We start from the raw sequence: 23,262 nt of genomic DNA on the forward strand, positions 1-23,262 counted from the left end.
GACCTCGCAAGACTGCGGCGATGCCCTCATCCGGCTGCCGCCACCTTCTCCCCGCAGGCGGGGAGAAGGAAGTAGGCCGCACCGTTTGGGCTTTCTCGACCTTGAGCATGGTGCCTACCCTCTCCCCGCATGCGAGGGTGAGGGTGAGGGGCAGCAACATGGCGCGCGCCCCGCAACTAAACCCCGAACGACTTCCTGTAGGCACTCGGGCTTGTCCCGAGCCGCTTGCGGAAATGATGCCGCATCGTCGCCAGTGTGCCGAAGCCGCTGGCGGCGGCGATGTCGTCAAGCGATGCGGCAAGTTCCTTTTCCAGGAGATTGCGGGCGTGGCGAAGCCGCTCTTTGAGCAGCCATTCGCCCACACTGAGGCCCGTCGACTTTTCGAAGCGGCGCTGGAAGGTGCGCAGGCTCATGCCCGCCTTTTGCGCCAGCAGGCTGATCGACTGCTCCTCGTCCAGCCGCTCCCGCATCCATTGGAGCAGCGGCCCTAGCCGCATTCCCTCCCGCTCTTCGAGCACGGGCGCGCTGATGAATTGCGCCTGCCCGCCTTCGCGATGCGGCGGAACTACCAGACGGCGCGCCACACTGTTTGCGGCTTCTGCGCCAAAATCACCGCGCACGACGTGCAAGCATAGATCAATGCCGGCCGCACTGCCCGCGGCCGTCAGGATACTGCCCTCGTCCATGTAAAGAACGCTCGCATCGAAGGCGATCTGCGGATAGCGCGCTGCGAGCGACGCGACATAGCGCCAGTGCGTCGTCGCACGCCGGCCGCTCAAAAGACCGGACGCGGCAAGCACGGCAACGCCGGAGCAGAGCGACATGATACGGGCACCGCGCTCATGAGCCTGACACAGCGCATCGATCAAAGGCGCCGGCACCGGCGCATCGATCGACCGCCAGCCCGGCACGACGATGAGATCGGCTTCGGCCAGAACCTCCAGGCCGCGATCGGCCGAAACGCTCAATCCGCCCGCAGCACGGAGCGGCCCCGGTTCGACGCCGCAGACCGAATAATGATACCAGCCCTCGCCCATTTCCGGACGTGGAAGACCGAAGACTTCGTAGGCAATACCGAATTCGAAAGTGCATAGCCCGTCATAGGCAAGCACGACGACATGCGGCCGTCTGGGCGAATTTGGCATGATCTTTACGCTAACCGTCATTAAAGCCAATTTCACCATGCCATAACATCGGCGATGGTCGGCGGCAACTCGAACCGTGAAAGGAAAACCATGCCGAGCCCCGTCAGCGAAACACCCGCCGCCTCCCCGGAGGAAACCGCCGCCTGCTACGCCCGCAAGCTCGCCTTCGAAACGGACTGCTGGGACGTCCAGGCCTCCATTTCCTCGGGCAAGGCTGACTTCGTCCTTATCGACGTTCGATCCCCGGCGCTCTTTTCCCGCTCGCATGTGCCGGGCGCGATCAACCTGCCGCATGGCAAGATGACCGCCCACCGCATGTCGGAGTGGCCGGCCGATACGCTCTTCGTCGTCTATTGCGCCGGGCCCCATTGCAACGGCACCGACAAGGCGGCGCTGCGCCTGGCGCGGCTCGGCCTCTCCGTCAAGGTCATGATCGGCGGCATGACCGGCTGGGCTGACGAGGGCTTCGCCTTTACGGACGGTGAAGCCCCAATGGCCGCGCAGTGACGGACCTCCTTTAACGCTATTGCGGATGCGTATTTCGCAAAATGGGGCTATGGTTCTTTGCGTTTGGGCAGCAATCGGCCGGGGATGCCGCAGTGGGAGGAATAGACGGTTTTGGAACGAACCAAAGATCTGAACAGCACCTTGGCTCGCGCGCAAACCGGCGCGGTTGCGCCGGCATCGTCGCCCTCTGCCCGTCCGGGGGTCGTGGCAGCTGCCGTTTACCAGCAGGGACAGCGCATCCGCGATATCCGGATAGAAGAGGCCGGCGAATGGCGAACGCACGAGAATGCAGTCGTCTGGATCGGCTTGCACGAGCCGGACGAGATGCTGCTGCACCAGGTACAGGCCGAGTTCAATCTCCACCCACTGGCGATCGAGGATGCTGCCCAGCCGCATCAGCGCCCGAAGCTGGAGATTTATGGCGACGCCATGTTCATCGTTGCCCGTACCGCCCACATGAAGGACGGCGAAATCGTCTTCGGCGAAACCCATCTTTTCGTCGGCCGGGGCTATGTCGTTTCCGTGCGCCATGGCGCATCGTCCTCTTACCTGGCGGTGCGGCAGCGGTGCGAGGCGACGCCGGCCGCGCTCGCCCATGGGGAGAACTACATTCTCTATTCCATCCTCGATTTCATCGTCGACAACTACATGCCGGTGATCGAAGTGGTGCAGGAAGAAGTCGAGACGCTCGAAGATCTGATGCTGCGCGAACAGCTTACGAAGGTCGACATCGAGCGCCTCTACATGCTGCGGCGCAAGCTGCTGCGGCTGCGCAATGCCGTCGTGCCGCTCGTGGACGTCTGTCGCCGCTATGAGCATATCGACCTTCCGGGTATGGACTCGACGCTTCAATCGCTGTTTCGCGACGTCACAGACCATGTGCGCCGGGTCCAGGAGGATATCGACGCGCTGCGTGAAGTCCTCGCCTTCGCCTTCGAAGCCAGCGTGATGATCGGCCAGACCGAACAGACCGCGATTGCCCGCAAGCTCGCCGCCTGGGCGGCGATCCTTGCTGTTCCGACGGCGATCGCTGGTATCTACGGGATGAATTTCAACGAAATGCCGGAACTGAAATTCCAGTACGGCTATTTCGTGGTGCTGGGCGTGATCGCAACCCTGTGCGTAACGCTCTTCGCCTTGTTCCGCCGGGCGAAGTGGCTATAGCCCGGGCTCCCGCCAGAATGCTCAGACGGGAGTGGAGAAACCGGCTCAAAACTCGATGACGATCTTTCCGAAGGGTCCGCGATTAAGGTGCTCAAGCGCCTTTGGCAGTTCGTCGAAGGTGTAGCGCTTGTCGATCACCGGCTTCAGGCCGGTGCGATCGACGGCGCGGACCAGGTCCTCCAGCGCGCGGCGGTGTCCCACACTGAGGCCCTGTACCGTCGGCGACTTCAATAGCAGCGATTGCACCGGCGCAGATAGATCGAAGCCATCCATGACACCGATCACCGAAATCCGGCCGTTGACCGCCACAGCCTTTAGGGACTCGCCGAAATTGGCGCCGGCTGCGATTTCGAAGACATGGTCGGCGCCATAATCCTCCGTCAGTTCGAGGACGCTTTCGGCCCAATTCTCCCTGCCGATCCCATGATCGGCGCCGAGAGCACGGGCGCGCTCGAGCTTCTCGGCATTTGCCGAGGTGATGATGACTTCGGCACCGTGCATCTTGGCAAGTTGAAGACCGAAGAGCGCCACCCCTCCGGTTCCCTGAATGACCACCTTGTCGCCCGCCTTCAGCCTGCCGAGTTCGATGAGCGCGAACCACGCCGTCAGACCTGCGCACGGCAGCGTGCTCGCCTCAACGGCATCGAGCGTCTTGGGCGCGTGCACGAACCAGTCCTCGCAAAAGGTCACATACTCGGAAAGCACGCCCGGATAATATCCGCCGAGCGTCTTGTAGGGCGGGTGGCGCGCATCGCCGAGGCCTGGCCCGTTGATGCGCCCGGGAAGAAAGGTCGTGATGACGCGGTCGCCCGGCTTGAAGCGCGTGACGCCGGGGCCGACAGCTTCGACCACGCCGGCAAGGTCCGATGCCGGAACGAACGGAAACTGCAGCGGCAGACCCATGCCGGTCTCCAGCACCAGCTTGTCGCGATAGTTCAGCGATACGGCCTCGGCACGGACCAGCACCTTGTTGCCGGTCGCCTCTTCGACCGCCGCTTCACGCACCATCAGGCTCGTCGGTCCGATATCGTCGATCGACCATTGCTTTGCCAACATTCTTCTCACTCCATTCGGTTGACGGAGCCGAAGCATATCGTTGAAATTTGATCGACAGTCGCGTTATTAATTCCACAGAATGTTTACCTAAAGGATACAATAATGGAACAGCTCAAAGGCATATCGGTGTTTGTCGAGGTCGCGGAAGCAGGCGGCTTTTCCGCAGCCGCCGAACGCCTTCATTTGACGCGCTCAGCCGTCGGAAAGACGATCGCACGGCTGGAACAGAGGCTTGGTGTGCGCCTGTTTCACCGCACGACCAGAGCGCAGAGCCTGACGGAGGAAGGCCAGTTCTTTTACGAGCACTGCCTGCGCGCGGTCGAGGAGATCACGCGTGGCGAAGCGCTGCTCGAAAGCGGCAAGCGGGAGGTACGCGGGCGCCTGCGGGTCACAATGCCGGTTCTTTTCGGCCGTCAGTGTGTGGCGCCGATACTCATCAAGCTTCTCGACGAACATCCGCATCTCGAACTTGATCTTTCCTTCAACGACCGGATCGTGGATCTGGTCGAAGACGGCTTCGATATTGCCGTGCGCAACGGCCCTCTCGGGGACTATCCCGGCCTGATGGTGCGCGTCATCGCCCAGCAGCGCATGACGGTTTGCGCCTCGCCGGGCTACCTGGAACGCCGCGGCATTCCAGCCAAGCTCGAAGACCTCGAAACCCATGACGGCATCGTCTATGGGAGGCAGGATCGAAACCGCACCTGGATATTCCCGACAAACGCCGAACCCTTCCGGCAGGTGTTGCCGCGATCCCGGCTGCGGCTCGACGATCTTGCCACCATCGCCGACGCCGCGGCACAAGGCGTCGGCCTTGCCTGGCTACCGTGCTGGCTCGTGCGGGAGCGCGTTGCATCCGGCGAGCTTCGCCGGGTCTTGACCGATATTGCCGCTGTTGCCTTTGACGCCAATGTCATCTGGGTAAAGTCGCCTGCAATGCAGCCGAAGGTTCGGCTCGTGATCGACACCTTGGCCGCGAAGCTCCCGGCTCTCATGAGTTAGCGAAGAAAGTCTCGGAACCCTCTGAATTTTTTGGTGTATTCACTGGAAATAGTGCGTTTCCGCCGTATATCCCTTTCCTTGTTACGCCGAAATGGGGTAACTGAAACGGAACCGGAGTCCCCTGTCTCGTGAGCAAAGCCTGCAACGGCGCCGCCATCCAGCCCTTCGGTTTCCTGCTTGCGGCTTCCGCCGACTGGAGAATCGTCCGTGCGTCGGCCAATCTCGAACAGTTTCTGGGCGTAGGCTGCGAACAGGTGCTTCGGCAGCCCCTCTCCGGCATCATCATGCCCAGGACGCTGCACACGATCCGCAACCGGCTGACCGTCATCCGAGGTCCGGTCATGATCGAGCGGCTGTCCGGCATCGCCTTTGCGGAAGGCGGCCCCATTTTCGACGTGGCTCTGCACTGCAGCGAGGGTGAGATCGTCATCGAGGCCGAACCGTCGCAGCGCGAGGGCCAAGGCGGCTCGACGCTGTCGATGCCCGCCATGATGGCGCGCATCGACCAAGCGCAGACCCTGGAAACCTTTTTCCGCGAGAGCGCCCGGCAAGCGCGCGGCATTACCGGCTTCGACCGCGTGATGGTCTACCGCTTCGATGACGAAGGGTCCGGCGAAATCGTGGCGGAAGCCGCGAGATCCGGCATAGGATCCTTGCTTGGCCTTCACTTTCCGGCCACCGACATTGCGGCCCAGGAGCGCGCCTTCTATGCCCGCAATCTCTTCCGCATCATCGCCGATGTCGATGCCGCGCCGGTTCCGGTCGTGCCGGAACTCGACGCGCACGCGCCGGGCGATCGATCTCTCCCTGTCGCTCCTGCGTGTGACGCCGTCGGGCCATATCGACCATCTGAAGGAAATGGGCGTCGCCGCCTCGTTTTCGGTTCCGATCGTCGTGGATGGCAGGCTCTGGGGCCTGTTTGCCTGCCATCATTATGCTGCCCGCCTGCTTCCCGTCGAACGGCGCTTGACGGCGGAACTCTTCGCCCAGATGTTCGCCTCGCGGCTCGAAACCCGGGAGTGCCGGCTAGCGCTGGAATTCGAAACCAGGGCGCGAAAGATCGTGGAGCGGCTGTTGGCCGCGGTTGCGGACAATACCGGCCTGCCCGATGATCCGGCCTGGCTGGCCGAAGTGCTCGCGGCCGCTGTTCCGGCAGACGGCATCGGCGTCTGGATCGGTGGCCGCACGGCGCTTTCAGGGCTCGCTCCCTCTCAAAAGCAATTCTCTGCGCTGATCGATACGCTGAACCGCAAGGCATCCGGCCATGTGTTCGCGACCGATCGTGTTGCCGAACTCTGGCCCGAGGCGGAACTGAATGGCGACGTCGCCGGACTGATGGCCATTCCGACCTCGCAGCCACCGCGCAATTACATCGTATTCTTCCGCCAGGAAATGCTGCGAACGGTGCATTGGGCTGGCGGTTCGCCAGGGCCAGCAGAACACGACGCCGACAGCCACGCCCTCACCTTCCACAAGAGCTTCCAGGCCTGGTCTGAACTGATGCGCGGACGATCGCTGCCGTTTTCCGCGGCGCAACGCCATGTCGCGGAGACGATCGGCGTGACGCTTGAAGCCATTTCCCGCCTGACCGGGTGAGGCAGCACCACTGAAGAGGGCTGTCAGGCCGGGCGAACCATCAGCCCGCCGATGAAGAGCTGCTCGAGGAAGCGCGCCGCATCCTCGAAGCGCCCTGCCCCGGCATGCTCCTGTCCGAGCACGGCGCGCACCTGGACGTCGAAGTCGGCATAATGCTGCGTTGTCGACCAGATCGAAAAGATCAGATGGTAAGGATCGCATTTGGCGATCTTGCCGGCCTTCGCCCAGGCGCGAATGACCTCGGCCTTCTCATCGACGAGCTGCTTCAGCGGACCCTTCAGCTCGTCTTCGATATGCGGCGCGCCCTGCAGCACCTCGTTTGCAAACAGCCGGCTTTCGCGAGGAAAGTCGCGCGCCAATTCCAGCTTGCGGCGAATATAACTGCGGATTTCAGTCTCCGGATTGCCCTCGGCATTGAAGGCGCGAAGCGGCTCAAGCCAAGTATAGAGCACCCGGTCGATCAGCGCCCGATGCATCGCCTCCTTGGTACGGAAGTAATAGAGCAGGTTCGGCTTCGACATGCCGGCCACCTCTGCGATCTGGTCGATCGTCGAGCCGCGGAAACCCCTGGCGGAAAACACATCGAGCGCAGCTTCCAGAATCTGCTCTTCCTTCTCCTCCTGGATCCGCGTGCGCCGCTGGGTCTTCGCTGCTCTCGGAATTGCCATCTGGCTCTCGTTTCCCCTTGAAATTCAATTGCTTCAGTCAAACGGTTCCTTCTGCCGTCCTTTTGAGCAACTCCCTGCAATTTTGTCTGAATTTTTCCTGATTTTCGTCTTGAGCCCGGCGCGGGAAGCTGTAATGTTTACCAATCGGTCAAATTATCTGTCAGATGCAAAACAAAGGCAACTGGCGATTTTCCGGCGTAACAAAACAAACAAGCGCGCCGGGAATTGACGATGGGAACAGACGGCGCATGTTCTTTGCATGACCGTAAAAAACAGGTGAGGATTTCAGACATGGTGGCAGCACCAGGCGAGAATATGCGCGTCAACGGAGACCGTCTCTGGGACAGTCTCATGGACATGGCAAAGATCGGCCCCGGAATTGCCGGCGGCAATAATCGCCAGACGCTGACGGACTCCGATGCCGAAGGCCGCAGCCTCTTTCGCACATGGTGCGAAGCCGCAGGCCTGACCGTCGGCGTCGACAAGATGGGCACGATGTTCGCAACCCGTCCGGGCACCGATCCCGATGCGCTCCCCGTTTATGTCGGCTCGCATCTCGACACCCAGCCGACCGGCGGCAAATATGATGGCGTGCTCGGCGTGCTCGGTGCCCTCGAAGTCGTCCGTACGATGAACGACCTCGGCATCAGGACGAAGCACCCGATCGTCGTCACCAACTGGACCAATGAGGAAGGCGCCCGTTTCGCCCCGGCCATGCTTGCCTCCGGCGTTTTCGCCGGCGTTCACACGCTGGACTATGCCTATGGCCGCAAGGATCCCGAGGGCAAGACGTTCGGCGACGAGCTGAAGCGCATTGGCTGGCTCGGCGACGAAGAAGTCGGCGCCCGCAAGATGCACGCCTATTTCGAATATCACATCGAGCAGGGTCCGATCCTCGAAGCCGAGGAGAAGCAGATCGGCGTCGTCACCCACTGTCAGGGCCTCTGGTGGCTCGAATTCACGCTGACCGGCAGGGAAGCCCATACGGGCTCGACGCCGATGAACATGCGCGTCAATGCCGGGCTTGCCATGGCGCGCATCTTCGAGATGGTCCAGAAGGTCGCCATGAGCGAGCAGCCGGGCGCCGTCGGCGGCGTCGGCCAGGTGCTCTTCTCGCCGAACTCCCGCAACGTGCTGCCCGGCAAGGTGATCTTTACCGTCGACATCCGCTCGCCTGACAAGGAAAAGCTCGACCGCATGCGCGCCAAGATCGAGGCCGAAGCGCCAAAGATCGCCGATGCACTGGACGTCGGCTGTTCGATCGAGGCGATCGGCCATTTCGAACCGGTGACCTTCGATCCGAAGCTCGTCACTGCCGTGCGCGACGCCGCCGAAAGGCTCGGATACAGCCACATGAACCTCATCTCCGGCGCCGGCCACGACGCCTGCTGGGCTGCCAAGGTGGCGCCGACGACGATGATCATGTGCCCCTGCGTCGGCGGCCTGTCGCACAACGAGGCGGAGGAGATTTCCAAGGAATGGGCGACCGCCGGTGCAGACGTGCTGTTTCATGCTGTTGCCGAGACGGCGGAGATCGTCAGATGACGGCCGATGCGGATGCCGATCTGAATACCATGACGCATGCGGAATTGCTTTCGGCAGCCCGCGCCATGCGCCATGCGATCCGCACCCACCGGGATACGTCCATGCACGAGCTCTGTTGGCATCACCCCGATATGTGGGCGCTTCTGCCGGATTCACCCACCGGCGGCCAGATCGTGCCGGATTGGCCCCAGTTCATGCGCGGCTGCATCCGCTACCGCCAGTCATTGGATAAACAGCTTGCGCAGGCACCGCGCAGCGCCAGGGAGTTCGGAGAATGAGCACAGTCATCAAGGGCGGAACCATCGTCACGGCCGACCTCACCTACACGGCCGATGTGAAGATCGAAGACGGCAGGATTGTCGAGATCGGGCCGAACCTTTCCGGCAATGAGACACTGGATGCGTCCGGTTGCTACGTAATGCCGGGCGGCATCGACCCGCATACGCATCTCGAAATGCCGTTCATGGGCACCTATTCCTCCGACGATTTCGAGAGCGGCACGCGCGCGGCCCTTTCCGGCGGCACGACGATGGTGGTCGATTTCGCCCTGCCCTCGCCCGGCCAGTCGCTACTTGAAGCGCTGACGATGTGGGATAACAAATCGACCCGCGCCAACTGCGACTATTCCTTCCATATGGCGATCACCTGGTGGAGTGAGCAGGTCTTCAATGAGATGCAGGCCGTCGTCCAGGATAAGGGCATCAACACCTTCAAGCATTTCATGGCCTACAAGGGTGCGCTGATGGTGGACGACGACGAGATGTATTCCTCCTTCCGGCGCTGCGCCGAACTCGGCGCGCTGCCGCTGGTCCACGCCGAAAACGGCGACGTCGTCGCGCAATTGCAGGCAAAGCTCATGGCAGAAGGCAACAACGGCCCGGAAGCGCACGCCTATTCCCGGCCGCCGGAAGTGGAAGGCGAGGCGACCAACCGCGCCATCATGATTGCCGACATGGCCGGCTGCCCCGTCTATATCGTCCACACCTCCTGCGAACAGGCGCACGAAGCGATTCGCCGCGCCCGCCAGAAAGGCATCCGCGCCTATGGTGAGCCGCTCATCCAGCACCTGACCCTCGACGAGACGGAGTATTTCAACAAGGACTGGGATCACGCCGCCCGCCGCGTCATGTCACCGCCCTTCCGCAACAAGCAGCATCAAGATAGCCTCTGGGCCGGCCTTGCCTCCGGCTCGCTGCAGGTCGTCGCGACCGACCATTGCGCTTTCACGACCGACCAGAAGCGTTTCGGCGTCGGCGACTTCACCAAGATCCCGAACGGCACCGGCGGCCTTGAAGACCGCATGCCGATGCTCTGGACCTATGGCGTCAATACCGGCCGGCTGACGATGAACGAATTCGTCGCCGTGACCTCGACGAACATCGCGAAGATCCTCAACATCTATCCGAAGAAGGGCGCGATCCTCGTTGGTGCCGACGCGGATCTCGTCGTCTGGGACCCGAAGCGCGCAAAGACCATCACCGTCGAAAAACCAGCAGTCGGCCATCGACTACAACGTCTTCGAAGGCAAGCAGGTCACCGGCCTGCCGCGCTACACGCTGACGCGCGGCGTCGTCGCCATTGAAGAGGACACGATCAAGACCCGCGAGGGCCATGGCGAATTCGTCAAGCGCGAACCGGTCACCGCCGTCAGCAAGGCGCTGTCGACCTGGAAGGAAGTCACCGCGCCGCGCAAGGTCGAGCGCACCGGCATTCCGGCAAGTGGCGTGTGATCGGGAAGGGATGTCGAGCGTGCGGGATACCCCCTTCTGCCCTTCGTGACATCTCCCCCGCAAAAAGGGAGAGCGGGAACATGCGGCTATCGCATCACCTCAGTTGAGCGGCACAATGCGCCCGGCGCTTTCATGGGGATCGACGAGCGTCCTCAATCTGATCTCCCCCCTTGTGGGGGAGATGCCCGCAAGGACAGAGGGAGGTATTTTTCACCCCTCCACCAGTCTATCCAGTTCCGGCAGCAGCACGACACTTTCCTGCTCGTTGGGATCTGTCCGCGCGATGATCGCGGTGCACGGCGTGCTGCTGAGGTTCGCCGGCAGGTGCGGGACGCCCGCCGGAATATAAAACAGCTCGCCGGCATGGACGACGACATGATGCTCCAGCTCGTCGCCGTACCAGGTGTGCGCTTCGCCGGACAGCATGTAAATCGCCGTTTCATGCGCCTCGTGCAGATGCGCCTTGGCGCGTACGCCCGGCGGGATCGTCAGAAGATGCATGCAGATGCCCTTCGCGCCGACCGTTTCCGCAGCGATGCCCTCGAAGTAGCTCAGCCCCTGCTTGCCGCTATAAGCGTGGCTGGGGCGAATGATGTGGCAGGTGGGCTTTGACTTCGCATCCATCGTCATTCTCCATGAATTTTGCCGCGGCAAGGAAAACCGGCGATCATCATAGCACGCAAACCGCGGCGACGCGGGGAAAACAGGACTGGTAAAGCATCGATGCAAGCATCCGTCGTATCCGCAAAGGATCTCTGTCTCACCTACCAGACGAATGACGGGCCGGTGCATGCGCTGAGCGATGTCAATCTCGATGTCCGCAAGGGCGATTTCGTTTCCTTCATCGGCCCATCCGGCTGTGGCAAGACGACATTCCTGCGCGTCATCGCCGATCTGGAGAAGAAGACCTCAGGCGAGATCACCGTCAACGGCATGACGCCGGACGACGCCCGCAAGGCGCGCGCCTATGGCTACGTCTTCCAGGCGCCGGCGCTCTATCCTTGGCGGACGATCGAGAAGAACATCGCGCTCCCCCTGGAAATCATGAGTTATGCCGCCGCCGACCAGAAAAAGCGCATCGCCGAGGCACTGGATCTCGTCAACCTCTCCGGCTTCGAGAAGAAATTTCCCTGGCAGCTTTCCGGCGGCATGCAGCAGCGTGCCTCGATCGCCCGCGCACTGGCTTTCGACGCCGACCTGCTGTTGATGGATGAACCTTTCGGCGCACTCGACGAAATCGTCCGCGACCACCTGAACGAAGAGCTTCTGAAGCTTTGGGCGCGCACCAACAAGACGATTTGCTTCGTCACCCACTCGATCCCCGAAGCCGTCTACCTCTCCACGAAGATCGTCGTCATGTCCCCGCGCCCCGGTCGCGTCACCGACGTCATCGACTCCACGCTCCCGGCGCAGCGCCCCCTCGGCATCCGCGAAACCCCGGAATTTTTGGAAATCGCCCACCGCGTGCGTGAGGGGCTCAGGGCGGGGCATAGCTATGAGGAGTAGGAGGGCAGGCCAATGAAACCCGATACCCTCAAGGACAAATTCATCCCCGTCGTGACGATCCTGCTGGCGCTCATCGTCGTCTGGTACGTCGGGGCGATCTTCATGAACGCGCCCTTCCAGCGGGACATGGATCAGCGCGGCAACGTCACCTCTACCGTGATGGAATTCGTCGAAAAGACGCTCTCGCAGCCGAAGCCGATCCTGCCGGCCCCGCATCAGGTGGCAACCAATGTCTTCGAGAACACCTTCCTCAGAAAACTGTCCAGCAATCGCAGCCTCGTCTACCACGCCGGCGTGACACTGTCCTCGACGGTTCTCGGCTTTGCGCTCGGAACCCTGCTCGGCATCGCGATCGCCGTTGGCATCGTGCATATCAAGACGCTCGACCGTAGCCTGATGCCGTGGATAATCGCATCGCAGACTGGTGCCGATCCTGGCGATCGCGCCGATGGTCATCGTGGTGCTCGGCGCCATCAACATCACCGGCCTGATCCCGAAGGCGCTGATTTCGACCTATCTCTCCTTCTTTCCCGTCGCGGTCGGAATGGTGAAGGGCCTGCGCTCGCCGGAGATCATGCATCTCGACTTGATGCGCACCTATAATGCGACCGCTTTGCAAACCTTCTGGAAGCTGCGCGTCCCGGCCTCGATCCCTTTCCTCTTCACGTCGATGAAGGTGGCGATTGCCGCGAGCCTTGTCGGCGCAATCGTCGGCGAACTCCCGACAGGCGCAGTCGCCGGCATCGGTTCGAAGCTGCTGGCGGGCTCCTATTACAGCCAGACGATCGATATCTGGGCGGCACTCGTGGCAGGCTCCGTGCTGGCGGCCATGCTCGTTGCGATCGTCGGCCTCGTGTCGAAGATCGTCGATCGCGCCATGGGAGGCAGGCCGCATGAAGAAGCTGAATATCTCCTGGCAGGCCTTGGTCGCTCTTTTTCTCTGCGCCGCGGCGCTGCTCTCGCTGCCGCTCCTCAGCGAAGCCGCCCCCCGCCCCTTCAGCAATGAAACGGTGACACTTGTCGTCGTCATCGTCGCGGCATCCGCCCTCTTTTCGGTAGCGCCTCTGCCGCGGCTCTATTCCGCGACCGTTCTGCTGATCGGCGCTCATGTAGCCGCCTGGATGCTGCTTTCCGGCATTGCCGGCAATGAAGGCATGGCGGCGAAATCCTTTTTCTTCCTTATCGCCGCCTGCTGGCTGCTTGCCTGGCGCTGCGTCACCGTGCTTTGCGAGATCAAGCCTGCCTCGAATTTCGAAAGCTCGTTCCTGCGCCTGCTGATCCCTGCGATCTTCGGCGCCTGGATCCTGATCCTTTGGGAAACGGCGACCCGCGGGGCAGGCATTCCCTTCGTGCTCCTACCGCCGCCAAGCGCTATTGGCGCACGTATCGCCGGGTCGCTGCAGATCCTCGGCGAAGACGTTAGAGCAGACGATCTTCAAGGCCGTGTTGATCGGCTACGCCGTTGGCTGTGCCAGTGGCTTTATCGTCGCGATCCTGGCCGATCGCGTGGCGTTCCTGCGCCGCGGCCTGCTGCCGATCGGCAATATGGTCTCGGCGCTGCCGATCATCGGCGTGGCGCCGATCATGGTCATGTGGTTCGGCTTCGACTGGCCGTCGAAGGCCGCCGTCGTCATCATCATGACCTTCTTCCCGATGCTGGTGAACACCGTCGCGGGCCTGGCCGCGTCCGGCAGCATGGAGCGCGACCTGATGCGCACCTATGCCTCGAACTACTGGCAGACGCTGCTGAAGCTCCGGCTTCCGGCAGCCATGCCCTTCATTTTCAATGCGCTGAAGATCAACTCGACGCTGGCGCTGATTGGTGCCATCGTTGCGGAATTCTTCGGAACGCCGATCGTCGGAATGGGCTTCCGCATCTCCACCGAGATCGGGCGCATGAATGTCGACATGGTCTGGGCCGAAATCGCCGTTGCGGCGCTGGCAGGCTCGATTTTCTATGGAGCCGTCGCCCTCGCCGAAAGGGCGGTGACTTTCTGGCATCCGTCTATCCGTGGTGGCTAGACGTCGCTTTATTCTCGCAAATGGGATTGGGCATAACTTCAGAGGGAAAAGAAAATGAAAAAACTGATGGTTGCAATGATGGCAAGCGCAATGGCGCTCGCGGCTGCCCATGCAATGGCCGCCGACAAGGTGACGCTGCAGCTGAAATGGGTCACGCAGAGCCAGTTCGCCGGCTATTACGTCGCCAAGGAGAAAGGTTATTACGAGGAAGAGGGCCTCGACGTCGACATCAAGCCGGGCGGTCCGGACATCGCACCCGAACAGGTCATTGCCGGCGGCGGCGCCGATGTGATCGTCGACTGGATGGGTGGCGCGCTGGTTGCCCGCGAAAAGGGCGTGCCGCTCGTCAACATCGCCCAGCCCTTTCAGAAGTCGGGTATGGAGATGATCTGCCGCAAGGACGGCCCGATCAAATCCGAAGCCGACTTCAAGGGCCGCACCCTCGGCGTCTGGTTCTTCGGCAACGAATATCCGTTCTTCGCCTGGATGAACAAGCTCGGCCTCAAGACCGACGGCGGCGCAGATGGCGTGACCGTCTTGAAGCAGAGCTTCGACGTGCAGCCGCTCCTGCAGAAGCAGGCGGATTGCATCTCGGTCATGACCTACAATGAATACTGGCAGGCGATCGATGCGGGCTTCAAGCCGGAAGAGCTGATCGTCTTCAACTATACGGAAATGGGCAACGACCTTCTCGAAGACGGTCTCTACGCAATGGAAGACAAGCTCAAGGACCCGGCCTTCAAGGAAAAGATGGTCAAGTTCGTCAAGGCTTCGATGAAGGGCTGGAAATACTCGACCGAAAACCCGGATGAAGCAGCCGAGATCGTCGTCGATGCCGGCGGCCAGGACGAGAACCACCAGAAGCGCATGATGGGCGAAGTCGCCAAGCTGATCGGCGACGGCACCGGCAAGCTCGACCCGGCGCTCTACGATCGCACGGCCAAGGCTCTTCTCGACCAGAAGATCATCAACAAGGAGCCGGCCGGCGCCTGGACGCACGAGATCACGGACGCGGCTGCGAAGTAATTCCAGCCAATCCAAAACGGAAACGCGCGGCGACGCCCGCGCGTTTTCGGTTTTTCAACGTCGCTTCAAAAAATTCAGGGGCGATGTCGCATCGGCAGGCTTTCGCACGTCATTAGGAATATACGGCTGCGATCAATCATCGGAATGACCACATAACCATGCGATGATTGATCTGGACGTAAACGGCAATTAGTATGTTCGGATAGGGGAATTATTTTCTGCCGGTCTTGCGCATCGAGCAAATCGATACCAAGTACAAGCCGGATTTGCCGGAGGAGTGACTTCTCTGTAATAGAGACGGCAAATAATGCGGGAATGCCTCTGAGAACACAGAGACGAAATGGCCTGTTCGCGAGCTGAGGGACAACGCGCGATTTTGGCTGACTATGTCATATCATTTGGATCACGACGCATGGCACGCACGCTGACTATACTACGCGCCTCCACCCTTTTGATCGCCGCGCTCGCGCTAACTCCCGCTTTCGCGCAGGAAACCGCAACCACGAAACCGCAGCAGAACCTGCCGGCGATCGTCGTGACCACCGCCAAAATTCGTACGCTCGTCGACCGTGTCGTTGCGACCGGCACCGTGAAGCCGGTCGAGGAAGTCTATATCCAGCCGCAGGTCGAGGGCCTTTCGATCCGCGCATTGAATGCCGATGTCGGCGACAAGGTTGCAGCAGACAGCACGCTTGCGACGCTGAACGACGACGCGCTGCTCTTGCAAAAGAGCCAGATGGTGGCAACCAAGGCAAAGGGCGAAGCAACGCTCGCGCAGTTGCGGGCACAACTGGTCGAAGCAGAGGCGAATGCCGAGCAGGCCCGCCAGCAGCAGGCCCGCGCGCAGGAAATGGGCAAGAAGGGCACGGTGTCCACTGCGACGGTGGAACAGGCAGATGCCGCTGCCGCTTCTGCCAATGCCCGTGTGAACTCCGCCGAGCAGGCGATCGAAGTTGCCCAGGCGGACCTCAAGGTCGTCGACAGCCAGATCGCCGACACGGATTTGAGGCTTGCCCGCACCGATGTGAGGACGCCAGTCGCAGGCACGGTTTCGGCAAAGAACGCCAAGGTCGGCGCGATCGCCCTGGGTTCGGGCGAACCACTCTTCACCATCATCCGCGACGACGATATCGAACTGGTCGCCGAAGTCGGCGAGAGCGATATCATCAAGATCGAGCCGGGCCAGAAGGCGACGATCTCGCTTGCCGGCAGCCGCGACAAGCTAACGGGTTCGGTGCGCCTCGTTTCGCCGACGGTCGACCCGACGACGCGCCTCGGCTTCGTTCATATCCTGATCGATGATGACAGCAAGGCGCGTTCGGGCATGTACGGCAGCGCCGAAATCATCATGAAGACGGCCCAGAACGTGGCTTTGCCGCTTTCGGCTGTCCTGACAAGCAGTGAAGGCTCGTCCGCCCGCAAGGTCGAAGACGGAGTTGTGAAATTCGCCGAAGTGGAAACCGGTATCCAGGACGGCGCCTATATTGAGATTGTGAAGGGCCTGAAGGACGGCGAGGAAGTCGTTGCCAAGGCCGGTGCTTATGTCCGCGACGGCGACCGCATTACGCCTGTTCGTGAACAGCCCGCTGCTTCCAACTGAGAGACGGCTCGATGAACTTTTCAGCCTGGTCTATCCGAAATCCCGTAGCGCCGCTGCTGCTTTTCGCGCTGCTGCTTTTTGTCGGCATTCAGTCCTTCAACAAGCTGCCGATCACGCGCTTCCCGAACATCGACGTGCCGCTCGTCTCGATCAACGTGACGCAGAGCGGCGCTTCGCCGGCCGAACTCGAAATGCAGGTGACCAAGGAGATCGAAGACGCCGTCGCCTCGATCAACGGCATCGACGAAATCCAGTCCACGGTCACCGACGGTCAGTCGCAAACCAACGTGATGTTCCGCATGGAAGTGCCGACGGAGCAGGCGGTCCAGGACACCAAGGACGCGATCGACCGCATCCGCAGCGATCTTCCGGCCAATGTCGAGGAACCGATCGTCGCCAAGGTCGATGTCGAAGGCCAGGCGATCCAGACCTTTGCCGTCTCCTCGCCGGACATGACGCTCGAGGAACTCTCCTGGTTCGTCGACGATACGATCAAGCGCGCCCTCCAAGGTCAGGCCGGCATCGGCCGCGTGGACCGCTATGGCGGTGCCGAACGTGAAGTCCGCATCGAGCTCAACCCCGACAAGCTGAACGCCTACGGCATCACTGCCGCCAGCGTGAACAAGCAGCTGCACGGAACCAACGTCGACCTCGGCTCCGGACGCGGCCAGGTGGCGGGCAGCGAGCAGGCGATCCGCGTTCTCGGCGACGCCCGCAACGTGGCGGAACTCGCCAATACGACGATCGCCCTGCCGAACGGCCGTTTCGTCAAGCTCGCCGAACTCGGCGCCATCAAAGACACCTATCAGGAACCGAAATCCTTCTCGCGTTTCGACGATACCCCCGTCGTTACCTTCGGCGTCTTCCGCTCCAAGGGCGCCAGCGAAGTCAGCGTCGCCGAAACGGTGGCGCAAAGCCTCGACAAGGTGCGTGCGGAAAATCCAAATGTCGGCATCGAGCTGATCAACGACTCCGTCTACTTCACCTACGGCAACTATGAAGCTGCCCTCCACACCTTGATGGAGGGCTCGCTGCTGGCGGTTGTCGTCGTGTTCCTGTTCCTGCGGAACTGGCGCGCAACGCTGATTTCAGCGATCGCCCTTCCCCTGTCCGCGATTCCGACCTTCTGGATCATGGACCTGATGGGTTTCTCGCTGAACCTCGTCAGCTTCCTCGCGCTGACGCTCGCGACAGGTATCCTCGTCGACGATGCGATTGTGGAAATCGAAAACATCGCCCGGCACATCAAGATGGGCAAAACCCCCTATCGGGCGGCGATCGAAGCGGCGGACGAAATCGGTCTCGCCGTCATCGCCACGACGTTCACGATCATTGCCGTCTTCGTACCGGTCTCGTTCATGCCGGGCATTCCCGGCCAGTACTTCATCCAGTTCGGCCTGACGGTCGCCTTTTCGGTGTTCTTCTCGCTCGTCGTGGCGCGTCTCATCACTCCGATGATGGCCGCCTACCTGATGCGCGCGCAAGATGGCCAGGACGACCATCATGACAATGACGGGCTCTTCTTCCGCGGCTATACGCGTCTCGTGCGCGCCACGACCGCCCGCTGGTGGACGCGTTATGCGACGCTCTTTGCGGCGATCGCCTTCCTGATCGGTTCGGTAGCACTGCTTGCCCAGGTTCCCGGCAGCTTTCTACCGCCGGAAGATGCGTCACGCATCGTGCTTTCCGTCGAGCTGCCGCCGAACGCGACGCTCGAAGACACCGAACAGACCTCCAACGCGATCTACAACAAGGTCAAGGACATCAACGGCGTCGAAAGCGTCTTCGTTCTCGGCGGCGCATCCCCCAAGGGCGACCTTGAACTGCGCCGTGCAACGATCACGCTTTCGCTCTTCAAGCTGGACCACTCGCTGGTGAAGAGGGTTATCAACGATGTCTTTGGCTCCATCCCGGTCATCGGCCCGCATCTGCCGAAGGTCGAGGTTCATGGCCGCGAACGTCCGCAATGGGATATCGAAAAGGAAGTCTTCGCCAGGGTGAAGGATATTCCCGACGTTCGAATCTTGAAGCTCAACGACCGCGGCGAGCGTGACCTGTCGTTCAACTTCCTCTCCAAGAACGAGAAGGACCTGAACGAAGCCGTCGGCCTTCTGGAATTGAAGCTGCGTGCAGAACCGCTGCTGGCAAACGTCAGTGCCGAAGGCGCCCTGCCGCGTCCGGAACTGCAGGTTCGTCCGCGCAAGGACCAGGCGGCCCGCCTCGGCATCACGCCGGAGCAGATCTCCGATACGATCCGTGTCGCCACGATCGGCGACGTCGATGCGGCGCTTGCCAAGATCAACCTCGACGACCGCCAGATCCCGATCCGCGTTCAGACCGCAATCGATATGCGGCGCGATCTTGCGGCCATCCGTGCGCTGAAGATCCAGACGGCGAGCGGCGCGATCGTGCCGCTCTCGACCGTGGCTGACATCGACTATGCGGAAGGCGCGAGCTCGATCAAGCGCAACAACCGAAATCGCGTCGTCGCGATCGGCTCCGACCTGCCGCAGGGCGTGGCTCTCGATACCGCATCGGCTCGCTTCCTGCAGATCGTCAAGGACACCCATATCCCATCGACCGTGCAGCTTGTCGAAAGCGGCGACACGAAGGTCCAGAAGGAAATGCAGCAGAGCTTCGTCAACGCGATGCTGATGGGCCTGATGCTGGTTCTGGCCGTCCTGATCCTGCTGTTCAAGGATGTGATCCAGCCGTTCACCATCCTGTTCTCGCTGCCGCTGGCAATCGGCGGTGTGGCGGTTGCTCTGATCATCACCAATAATCCGCTCTCGATGCCCGTTCTGATCGGCAACCTCATGCTGATGGGCATCGTGACGAAGAACGCCATCCTGCTCGTCGACTTCGCAATCGAAATGCGCCGTCACGGCATGACACGCGTCGAAGCTATGGTGGAGGCCGGCCGCAAACGCGCCCAGCCGATCATCATGACCTCGATCGCCATGTCGGCCGGCATGCTGCCCTCGGCACTCGGCGTCGGCGAAGGCGGTTCGTTCCGTGCGCCGATGGCGATCGCCGTGATCGGCGGCATCATCGTCTCGACGGTGCTTTCACTCGTCGTCGTGCCGTCCTTCTTCCTGATCATGGACGACCTCTCGCTCCTGCTCGGCTGGCTCTTCGGTCGCCTCGTCGGCAAGAAGGATCAGGAGGAACTGGCGATGTCCCGAGAGGAACTGACCGGAGCTGTCGGCGCTCTCAGCGAACGGGTAGAGGCGATCGAGAACCCGGAAGGCAAGCGCAAGAGCGCCAATGCCAACGACAAGAACGTGCTCCGCCTGCCGCCTTTCGCAGCGGAGTAAGCTTGCACCGAACCACATAAGGCCGGGGCGAACCCGGCCTTATGTGGAATTGGAATCGCGAAAGCTGCTTGCAGCGGCCGTTGTGAGCGCCTTTCCTGGCAATCGACGAAACAAAGGTAAGCAGCGAAAAGACAGGCGGCTTGATTGAGCCGCCTTGGATACGATCATGGACGGAAGCTCGATGCTCCCTGTGCCTCGGCCAGTTCGTCACCGGGGTCAGGATCGACATTAGGTGCGCGATCAAGGATGGCAAGCGCCGCATTGAGCGGCGGACTTGCCGACCACCGTCAAGCCGATGACGGCGCGTTTCGAAGCAACCGCCATTGGTACAATATCAAATTCAAATGCGAGGCCGCGCCGGCTATCGAGACGATCGTCGCTTTCGAATTTTCAGTTGGCGAAGAAATATCCGAAAGCGGGACGCGTCCGTTCTTAGAGCCCGCCCTGCTCCTTCAGGAAGCTTACGATCGGGCCGATGCCTTCGCCACGCTTCATGTCAGAGAAGACGAAAGGACGCGTCTCGCGCATGCGCGCCGCGTCGCGGTCCATGACGTCGAGATCGGCGCCGACATAGGGTGCGAGGTCCTTCTTGTTGATCACCAAAAGGTCCGACCTGGTGATGCCAGGCCCGCCCTTGCGGGGGATTTCCTCGCCCTGGCAGACGGAGATCACATAGATGGTGATATCGGCCAGATCGGGCGAAAATGTCGCTGCCAGATTGTCGCCGCCGGACTCGATGAAGACGACATCGAGGTCCGGAATACGCTCATTCAGGCCAGCGATCGCCTGGAGATTGATCGTCGCATCTTCGCGGATTGCCGTATGTGGGCAGCCGCCGGTTTCCACGCCGACGATGCGGTCAGACGGCAGCGCCTGCATGCGCATCAGCGCTTCGGCATCCTCGGTCGTATAGATGTCATTGGTGACGACGGCGATGGAATAGTCGTCACGCATCGCCTTGCAGAGCTTCTCCGTCAACGCCGTCTTTCCAGAGCCGACAGGCCCGCCGATGCCCACACGAAGAGGTCCGTTTCTTGATTTCATATGTCACACTCCAATTCGACCGATGATAGCGTCCGGATAACGGCGCTGCCACCGGCAAATAGCGCAGATGCCCCGATCAGGAGCGGAAGAGCCTCGTTGTCTGCGTCTCGTGCCGCAGCGAGGCGATATCCGCCTGAACCGCCGCCGAACCCAGATCGTCGAGCGTCGAGCCGGACGCACGATGAGCGGTCGCGGCAATCGCCTCTTCCAGCCGCGCCAGGATAGCCACGCCGTCCTTCTGCCCGGCAACGCCGAGCCGGATGCCCGCCGAGACCGATTGCGAGACATAGGCATGCAGGAAGGCTGCGAGCGCATTTTGCAGTTCGATGCCATGCGCGCCGGCGACTGCGCCGACGGCAACGGGATAGGCAACGGCCTGCGGCAGGCGATCAACGATGGTATCGGGCCAGGCGCGCGCCGCCGCCAGAAAGGCATCGCCGAGCAGCGTGGTCTCCTGATGGCGCTCCCGCGAGCCGGCAAGGGCCTGCGCCAGCGCGGCAAGCTCCGCAAGCACTCCTGCATTCGATTGCCCCCGCCAGCTCGCTGCAAAGAGCACGGCATCGTTCCAGATGCTCCCATGGGAAAGTAGCGTTTCGATCCATCCGTCCAGCGAGGCTGCATCCGTAACAAGCCTGTCATGGACGGCGCGCTCGAGCCCGCCGGAATAGGCAAACGAGCCGACCGGAAAGGCCGGCGAAAGCCATGCCATGAGACGCAGCAAGGCCTGCACGTCGCCGCTCTCGCTCATTGCAGTTCAATCATGCGCGTGGTGGCCGTGGTCGTGCCCATGTGAGTGGCTGCCGTGTGAATGGTAGGCGCCGCGGGCGGGCTGGAAAGGCTCGGCGACCTCGCTGACCGTCGCGCCGAGCCCTTCGAGCATCGACCGGATCACGTGGTCGCGCAGGATCAGGATGCGCTCCTCTTCGATCTGCGCGCCGAGGTGGCGGTTGCCGAGGTGCCAGGCAAGCTCGATGAGATGCAGCCGGTCCCGGCCCCTGATCTCGAAAAGCTTCTCGTCCGCAGCCTCAATTTCGATGAGTTCGCCGTCCTCGAGCACCAGCATATCGCCGCTTGCAAACAGCACCGGCTCCTTCAGGTCGAGCATGACCATGTCGCCGTTATCGAGATGCAGGAGCTTACGGCGCAGATGCCTCAGATCATGCGGCAGGACGACTTTGCCGATAGGATTGGAAGACGGGGTTCCGGCCGGAAGATAGGAGGTGACGCGCTGCATGACATGTCCGTTTCTGTGAGATCAAGACCATGCAAAATAGCGCCTGGCAGCGCAAGCGCCAATGCTCTCGCGCAGCCGTTATATGCCATAGGCGCGTTGCGTATCGTCGAAATCTGGCACTGCTCCCTGGACGCCAAGGCCGCCCTCGACCAGATGGTGATGCCATGTGTGGTCCAGCGCGTTCCGTTCATGAACGACGCGGTTGCGGCCGAGCGCTTTTGCCAGATAAAGCGCCTTGTCGGCGGACGCATAAACGGCCTCCTTGCTGCGCCCGGGCAGAAGGTCGGCAATACCGGCCGAAATAGTGATCGATATGTCGCAGCCATCGGCAGCGATCGACCGTCGGGCAATCTGCGTCTTCACCGCTTCGATCTTCTGCAGCCGTTCTTCGACGTCACCGCCCGAAACGATAACGCCGAACTCTTCGCCTCCGAGACGCGCAACGACCGAAGAACCGTCGAATGCCGAAGCGAGAATTGCGGAAACGGCTATGATGACGGCATCGCCGCAGGCATGGCCGAAACGGTCGTTGATCGCCTTGAAACGGTCGACATCGAAAATCACCAGCGAGGCGCCGTCGTCGATGCTGTCGAGCGCTTCCGCAAACGCACGGCGGTTCAACAGGCCAGACAGCATATCGATCCGGCTGAGCTTTTCGAACTCCGCGCGCGATACCGTCAGCTGATGCATTGCATGGCCGACGATCAGCGAAAGAATTCCGCAGACAATTCCACTGAGAAGCCAGGAGAGCGCGATGCTGTAGCTGATGGTAAGAGCGAGCGTGAAGGGCAGCACGCCGAGGAAGGCAAGCAGCGGCATCACGGCGAGGATCAACAGGATCGACAGGATAACGGCGGCAAAACTCATCTTCAGCGCAAAGCTGAAAATCGTGCCGCGATGGTGAAAATTGCCAAGTTCAGCCTGGAGAAAAATCCAGCTCCTCATGAGAATCAACCTCCAGCTCGGCGTCCCCGGAGATATCTGATTAGTGCTCAACTCCTGCCGGCTTCTTAAGCGGTTCGTTAAAATTGGAACGAGTTTATACGATTTAATGTTGTATTGTTTTTACGGGCCGAACGCACGCCGCAGCAAGCAAAATC

General features: G+C 61.4%; 18 protein-coding genes and 5 pseudogenes. 15 read left to right on the plus strand and 8 right to left on the minus strand.

The window, feature by feature from the left end; all coding sequences use genetic code 11:
* Positions 1–176: 176 nt before the first annotated feature.
* Positions 177–1,166 carry a transcriptional regulator FtrA gene (gene ftrA, locus ACW4PC_RS00535; RefSeq protein ID WP_455872515.1) on the minus strand — a complete coding sequence of 330 codons (990 nt, stop codon included), beginning with the start codon at positions 1,164–1,166 and terminating at the stop codon, positions 177–179.
* A gap of 69 nt (positions 1,167–1,235) precedes the next feature.
* Here ftrA and ACW4PC_RS00540 point away from each other — a divergent pair, with 69 nt between their 5' ends.
* On the plus strand, positions 1,236–1,652 hold the full coding sequence (locus ACW4PC_RS00540) for a rhodanese-like domain-containing protein (protein ID WP_455872516.1): 417 nt from the start codon (positions 1,236–1,238) through the stop codon (positions 1,650–1,652).
* Positions 1,653–1,763: 111 nt separating this feature from the next.
* The gene (locus tag ACW4PC_RS00545) at positions 1,764–2,816 is read left to right on the plus strand and encodes a magnesium and cobalt transport protein CorA (protein ID WP_455872517.1); all 1,053 of its coding nucleotides are present in this window, start codon (positions 1,764–1,766) and stop codon (positions 2,814–2,816) included.
* Between the two features lie 45 nt (positions 2,817–2,861).
* On the opposite strand, the gene ACW4PC_RS00550 is transcribed toward ACW4PC_RS00545, so the two are convergent.
* Complete coding sequence (locus tag ACW4PC_RS00550; protein WP_455872518.1) at positions 2,862–3,872, minus strand: zinc-dependent alcohol dehydrogenase family protein; 1,011 nt, start codon at positions 3,870–3,872, stop codon at positions 2,862–2,864.
* A 102-nt stretch (positions 3,873–3,974) separates the two neighbouring features.
* Here ACW4PC_RS00550 and ACW4PC_RS00555 point away from each other — a divergent pair, with 102 nt between their 5' ends.
* The 3 genes and pseudogenes from ACW4PC_RS00555 (at position 3,975) to ACW4PC_RS00565 (ending at position 6,470) form a co-directional block, all read left to right on the plus strand.
* Positions 3,975–4,874: a LysR family transcriptional regulator gene (locus ACW4PC_RS00555; RefSeq protein WP_455872519.1), complete on the plus strand. Its 900-nt coding sequence runs from the start codon at positions 3,975–3,977 to the stop codon at positions 4,872–4,874.
* 128 nt (positions 4,875–5,002) lie between these two features.
* Positions 5,003–5,257, plus strand: a pseudogene (locus tag ACW4PC_RS00560) (hypothetical protein); the annotation flags it as partial.
* A gap of 361 nt (positions 5,258–5,618) precedes the next feature.
* Entirely contained in the window at positions 5,619–6,470 is an 852-nt protein-coding gene (locus tag ACW4PC_RS00565; RefSeq protein ID WP_455872520.1) for a GAF domain-containing protein, read from the plus strand.
* 23 nt (positions 6,471–6,493) lie between these two features.
* On the opposite strand, the gene ACW4PC_RS00570 is transcribed toward ACW4PC_RS00565, so the two are convergent.
* Entirely contained in the window at positions 6,494–7,138 is a 645-nt protein-coding gene (locus tag ACW4PC_RS00570) for a TetR family transcriptional regulator C-terminal domain-containing protein (protein WP_074069255.1), read from the minus strand.
* 291 nt (positions 7,139–7,429) lie between these two features.
* Here ACW4PC_RS00570 and ACW4PC_RS00575 point away from each other — a divergent pair, with 291 nt between their 5' ends.
* The 3 genes and pseudogenes from ACW4PC_RS00575 (at position 7,430) to hydA (ending at position 10,413) form a co-directional block, all read left to right on the plus strand.
* Positions 7,430–8,683, plus strand: a complete 1,254-nt coding sequence (locus ACW4PC_RS00575) for a Zn-dependent hydrolase (protein ID WP_455872521.1) — start codon at positions 7,430–7,432, stop codon at positions 8,681–8,683.
* On the plus strand, positions 8,680–8,961 hold the full coding sequence (locus ACW4PC_RS00580; protein ID WP_372414507.1) for a hypothetical protein: 282 nt from the start codon (positions 8,680–8,682) through the stop codon (positions 8,959–8,961). Before ACW4PC_RS00575 ends, ACW4PC_RS00580 begins: the two co-directional genes overlap by 4 nt.
* A pseudogene (gene hydA / locus ACW4PC_RS00585) lies at positions 8,958–10,413 on the plus strand (dihydropyrimidinase). The gene ACW4PC_RS00580 and the pseudogene hydA overlap by 4 nt, the downstream one beginning before the upstream one ends.
* 210 nt (positions 10,414–10,623) lie before the next feature.
* On the opposite strand, the gene ACW4PC_RS00590 reads toward hydA, so the two are convergent.
* On the minus strand, positions 10,624–11,037 hold the full coding sequence (locus tag ACW4PC_RS00590) for a cupin domain-containing protein (RefSeq protein ID WP_074069259.1): 414 nt from the start codon (positions 11,035–11,037) through the stop codon (positions 10,624–10,626).
* A gap of 99 nt (positions 11,038–11,136) precedes the next feature.
* Between ACW4PC_RS00590 and ACW4PC_RS00595 the strand changes: the two genes are divergently transcribed.
* The 7 genes and pseudogenes from ACW4PC_RS00595 to ACW4PC_RS00625 form a co-directional block, all read left to right on the plus strand.
* Positions 11,137–11,919, plus strand: a complete 783-nt coding sequence (locus tag ACW4PC_RS00595; protein WP_455872522.1) for an ABC transporter ATP-binding protein — start codon at positions 11,137–11,139, stop codon at positions 11,917–11,919.
* Between the two features lie 12 nt (positions 11,920–11,931).
* A pseudogene (locus ACW4PC_RS00600) lies at positions 11,932–12,811 on the plus strand (ABC transporter permease); the annotation flags it as partial.
* Between the two features lies 1 nt (position 12,812).
* Positions 12,813–13,941 (plus strand): annotated as a pseudogene (locus ACW4PC_RS00605) (ABC transporter permease).
* Between the two features lie 54 nt (positions 13,942–13,995).
* Positions 13,996–14,967 (plus strand): ABC transporter substrate-binding protein, encoded by a 972-nt coding sequence (locus ACW4PC_RS00610; RefSeq protein WP_455872523.1) that lies wholly within the window; start codon positions 13,996–13,998, stop codon positions 14,965–14,967.
* Between the two features lie 412 nt (positions 14,968–15,379).
* A complete protein-coding gene (locus tag ACW4PC_RS00615) occupies positions 15,380–16,567 on the plus strand; it encodes an efflux RND transporter periplasmic adaptor subunit (protein ID WP_455872524.1) in 1,188 nt (395 codons plus the stop codon).
* 11 nt (positions 16,568–16,578) lie between these two features.
* On the plus strand, positions 16,579–19,884 hold the full coding sequence (locus ACW4PC_RS00620; protein ID WP_455872525.1) for an efflux RND transporter permease subunit: 3,306 nt from the start codon (positions 16,579–16,581) through the stop codon (positions 19,882–19,884).
* A gap of 246 nt (positions 19,885–20,130) precedes the next feature.
* Positions 20,131–20,289 (plus strand): annotated as a pseudogene (locus ACW4PC_RS00625) (DUF930 domain-containing protein); the annotation flags it as partial.
* A gap of 27 nt (positions 20,290–20,316) precedes the next feature.
* Here the strand turns inward: ACW4PC_RS00625 and ureG are convergent.
* From ureG to ACW4PC_RS00645, 4 genes are all read right to left on the minus strand, one after another.
* A complete protein-coding gene (gene ureG, locus ACW4PC_RS00630; RefSeq protein ID WP_039845662.1) occupies positions 20,317–20,928 on the minus strand; it encodes an urease accessory protein UreG in 612 nt (203 codons plus the stop codon).
* A gap of 76 nt (positions 20,929–21,004) precedes the next feature.
* A complete protein-coding gene (locus ACW4PC_RS00635) occupies positions 21,005–21,676 on the minus strand; it encodes an urease accessory protein UreF (RefSeq protein WP_455872526.1) in 672 nt (223 codons plus the stop codon).
* Positions 21,677–21,682: 6 nt separating this feature from the next.
* A complete protein-coding gene (gene ureE / locus ACW4PC_RS00640) occupies positions 21,683–22,162 on the minus strand; it encodes an urease accessory protein UreE (protein ID WP_455872527.1) in 480 nt (159 codons plus the stop codon).
* Positions 22,163–22,240: 78 nt separating this feature from the next.
* Positions 22,241–23,107, minus strand: a complete 867-nt coding sequence (locus ACW4PC_RS00645) for a GGDEF domain-containing protein (RefSeq protein ID WP_283068959.1) — start codon at positions 23,105–23,107, stop codon at positions 22,241–22,243.
* Positions 23,108–23,262: the final 155 nt, after the last annotated feature.

It is taken from the genome of Rhizobium yanglingense, from assembly GCF_977109285.1.

What these genes read in the sequence shown, in the direction of transcription:
- ftrA (WP_455872515.1), bottom strand. Translation starts at nt 1,166, where the DNA reads ATGACGGTTAGCGTAAAGATCATGCCAAATTCGCCCAGACGGCCGCAT.
- ACW4PC_RS00540 (WP_455872516.1), top strand. Translation starts at nt 1,236, where the DNA reads ATGCCGAGCCCCGTCAGCGAAACACCCGCCGCCTCCCCGGAGGAAACC.
- ACW4PC_RS00550 (WP_455872518.1), bottom strand. Translation starts at nt 3,872, where the DNA reads ATGTTGGCAAAGCAATGGTCGATCGACGATATCGGACCGACGAGCCTG.
- ACW4PC_RS00555 (WP_455872519.1), top strand. Translation starts at nt 3,975, where the DNA reads ATGGAACAGCTCAAAGGCATATCGGTGTTTGTCGAGGTCGCGGAAGCA.
- ACW4PC_RS00565 (WP_455872520.1), top strand. Translation starts at nt 5,619, where the DNA reads ATGCCGCGCCGGTTCCGGTCGTGCCGGAACTCGACGCGCACGCGCCGG.
- ACW4PC_RS00570 (WP_074069255.1), bottom strand. Translation starts at nt 7,138, where the DNA reads ATGGCAATTCCGAGAGCAGCGAAGACCCAGCGGCGCACGCGGATCCAG.
- ACW4PC_RS00575 (WP_455872521.1), top strand. Translation starts at nt 7,430, where the DNA reads ATGGTGGCAGCACCAGGCGAGAATATGCGCGTCAACGGAGACCGTCTC.
- ACW4PC_RS00580 (WP_372414507.1), top strand. Translation starts at nt 8,680, where the DNA reads ATGACGGCCGATGCGGATGCCGATCTGAATACCATGACGCATGCGGAA.
- ACW4PC_RS00590 (WP_074069259.1), bottom strand. Translation starts at nt 11,037, where the DNA reads ATGGATGCGAAGTCAAAGCCCACCTGCCACATCATTCGCCCCAGCCAC.
- ACW4PC_RS00595 (WP_455872522.1), top strand. Translation starts at nt 11,137, where the DNA reads ATGCAAGCATCCGTCGTATCCGCAAAGGATCTCTGTCTCACCTACCAG.
- ACW4PC_RS00610 (WP_455872523.1), top strand. Translation starts at nt 13,996, where the DNA reads ATGAAAAAACTGATGGTTGCAATGATGGCAAGCGCAATGGCGCTCGCG.
- ACW4PC_RS00615 (WP_455872524.1), top strand. Translation starts at nt 15,380, where the DNA reads ATGGCACGCACGCTGACTATACTACGCGCCTCCACCCTTTTGATCGCC.
- ACW4PC_RS00620 (WP_455872525.1), top strand. Translation starts at nt 16,579, where the DNA reads ATGAACTTTTCAGCCTGGTCTATCCGAAATCCCGTAGCGCCGCTGCTG.
- ureG (WP_039845662.1), bottom strand. Translation starts at nt 20,928, where the DNA reads ATGAAATCAAGAAACGGACCTCTTCGTGTGGGCATCGGCGGGCCTGTC.
- ACW4PC_RS00635 (WP_455872526.1), bottom strand. Translation starts at nt 21,676, where the DNA reads ATGAGCGAGAGCGGCGACGTGCAGGCCTTGCTGCGTCTCATGGCATGG.
- ureE (WP_455872527.1), bottom strand. Translation starts at nt 22,162, where the DNA reads ATGCAGCGCGTCACCTCCTATCTTCCGGCCGGAACCCCGTCTTCCAAT.
- ACW4PC_RS00645 (WP_283068959.1), bottom strand. Translation starts at nt 23,107, where the DNA reads ATGAGGAGCTGGATTTTTCTCCAGGCTGAACTTGGCAATTTTCACCAT.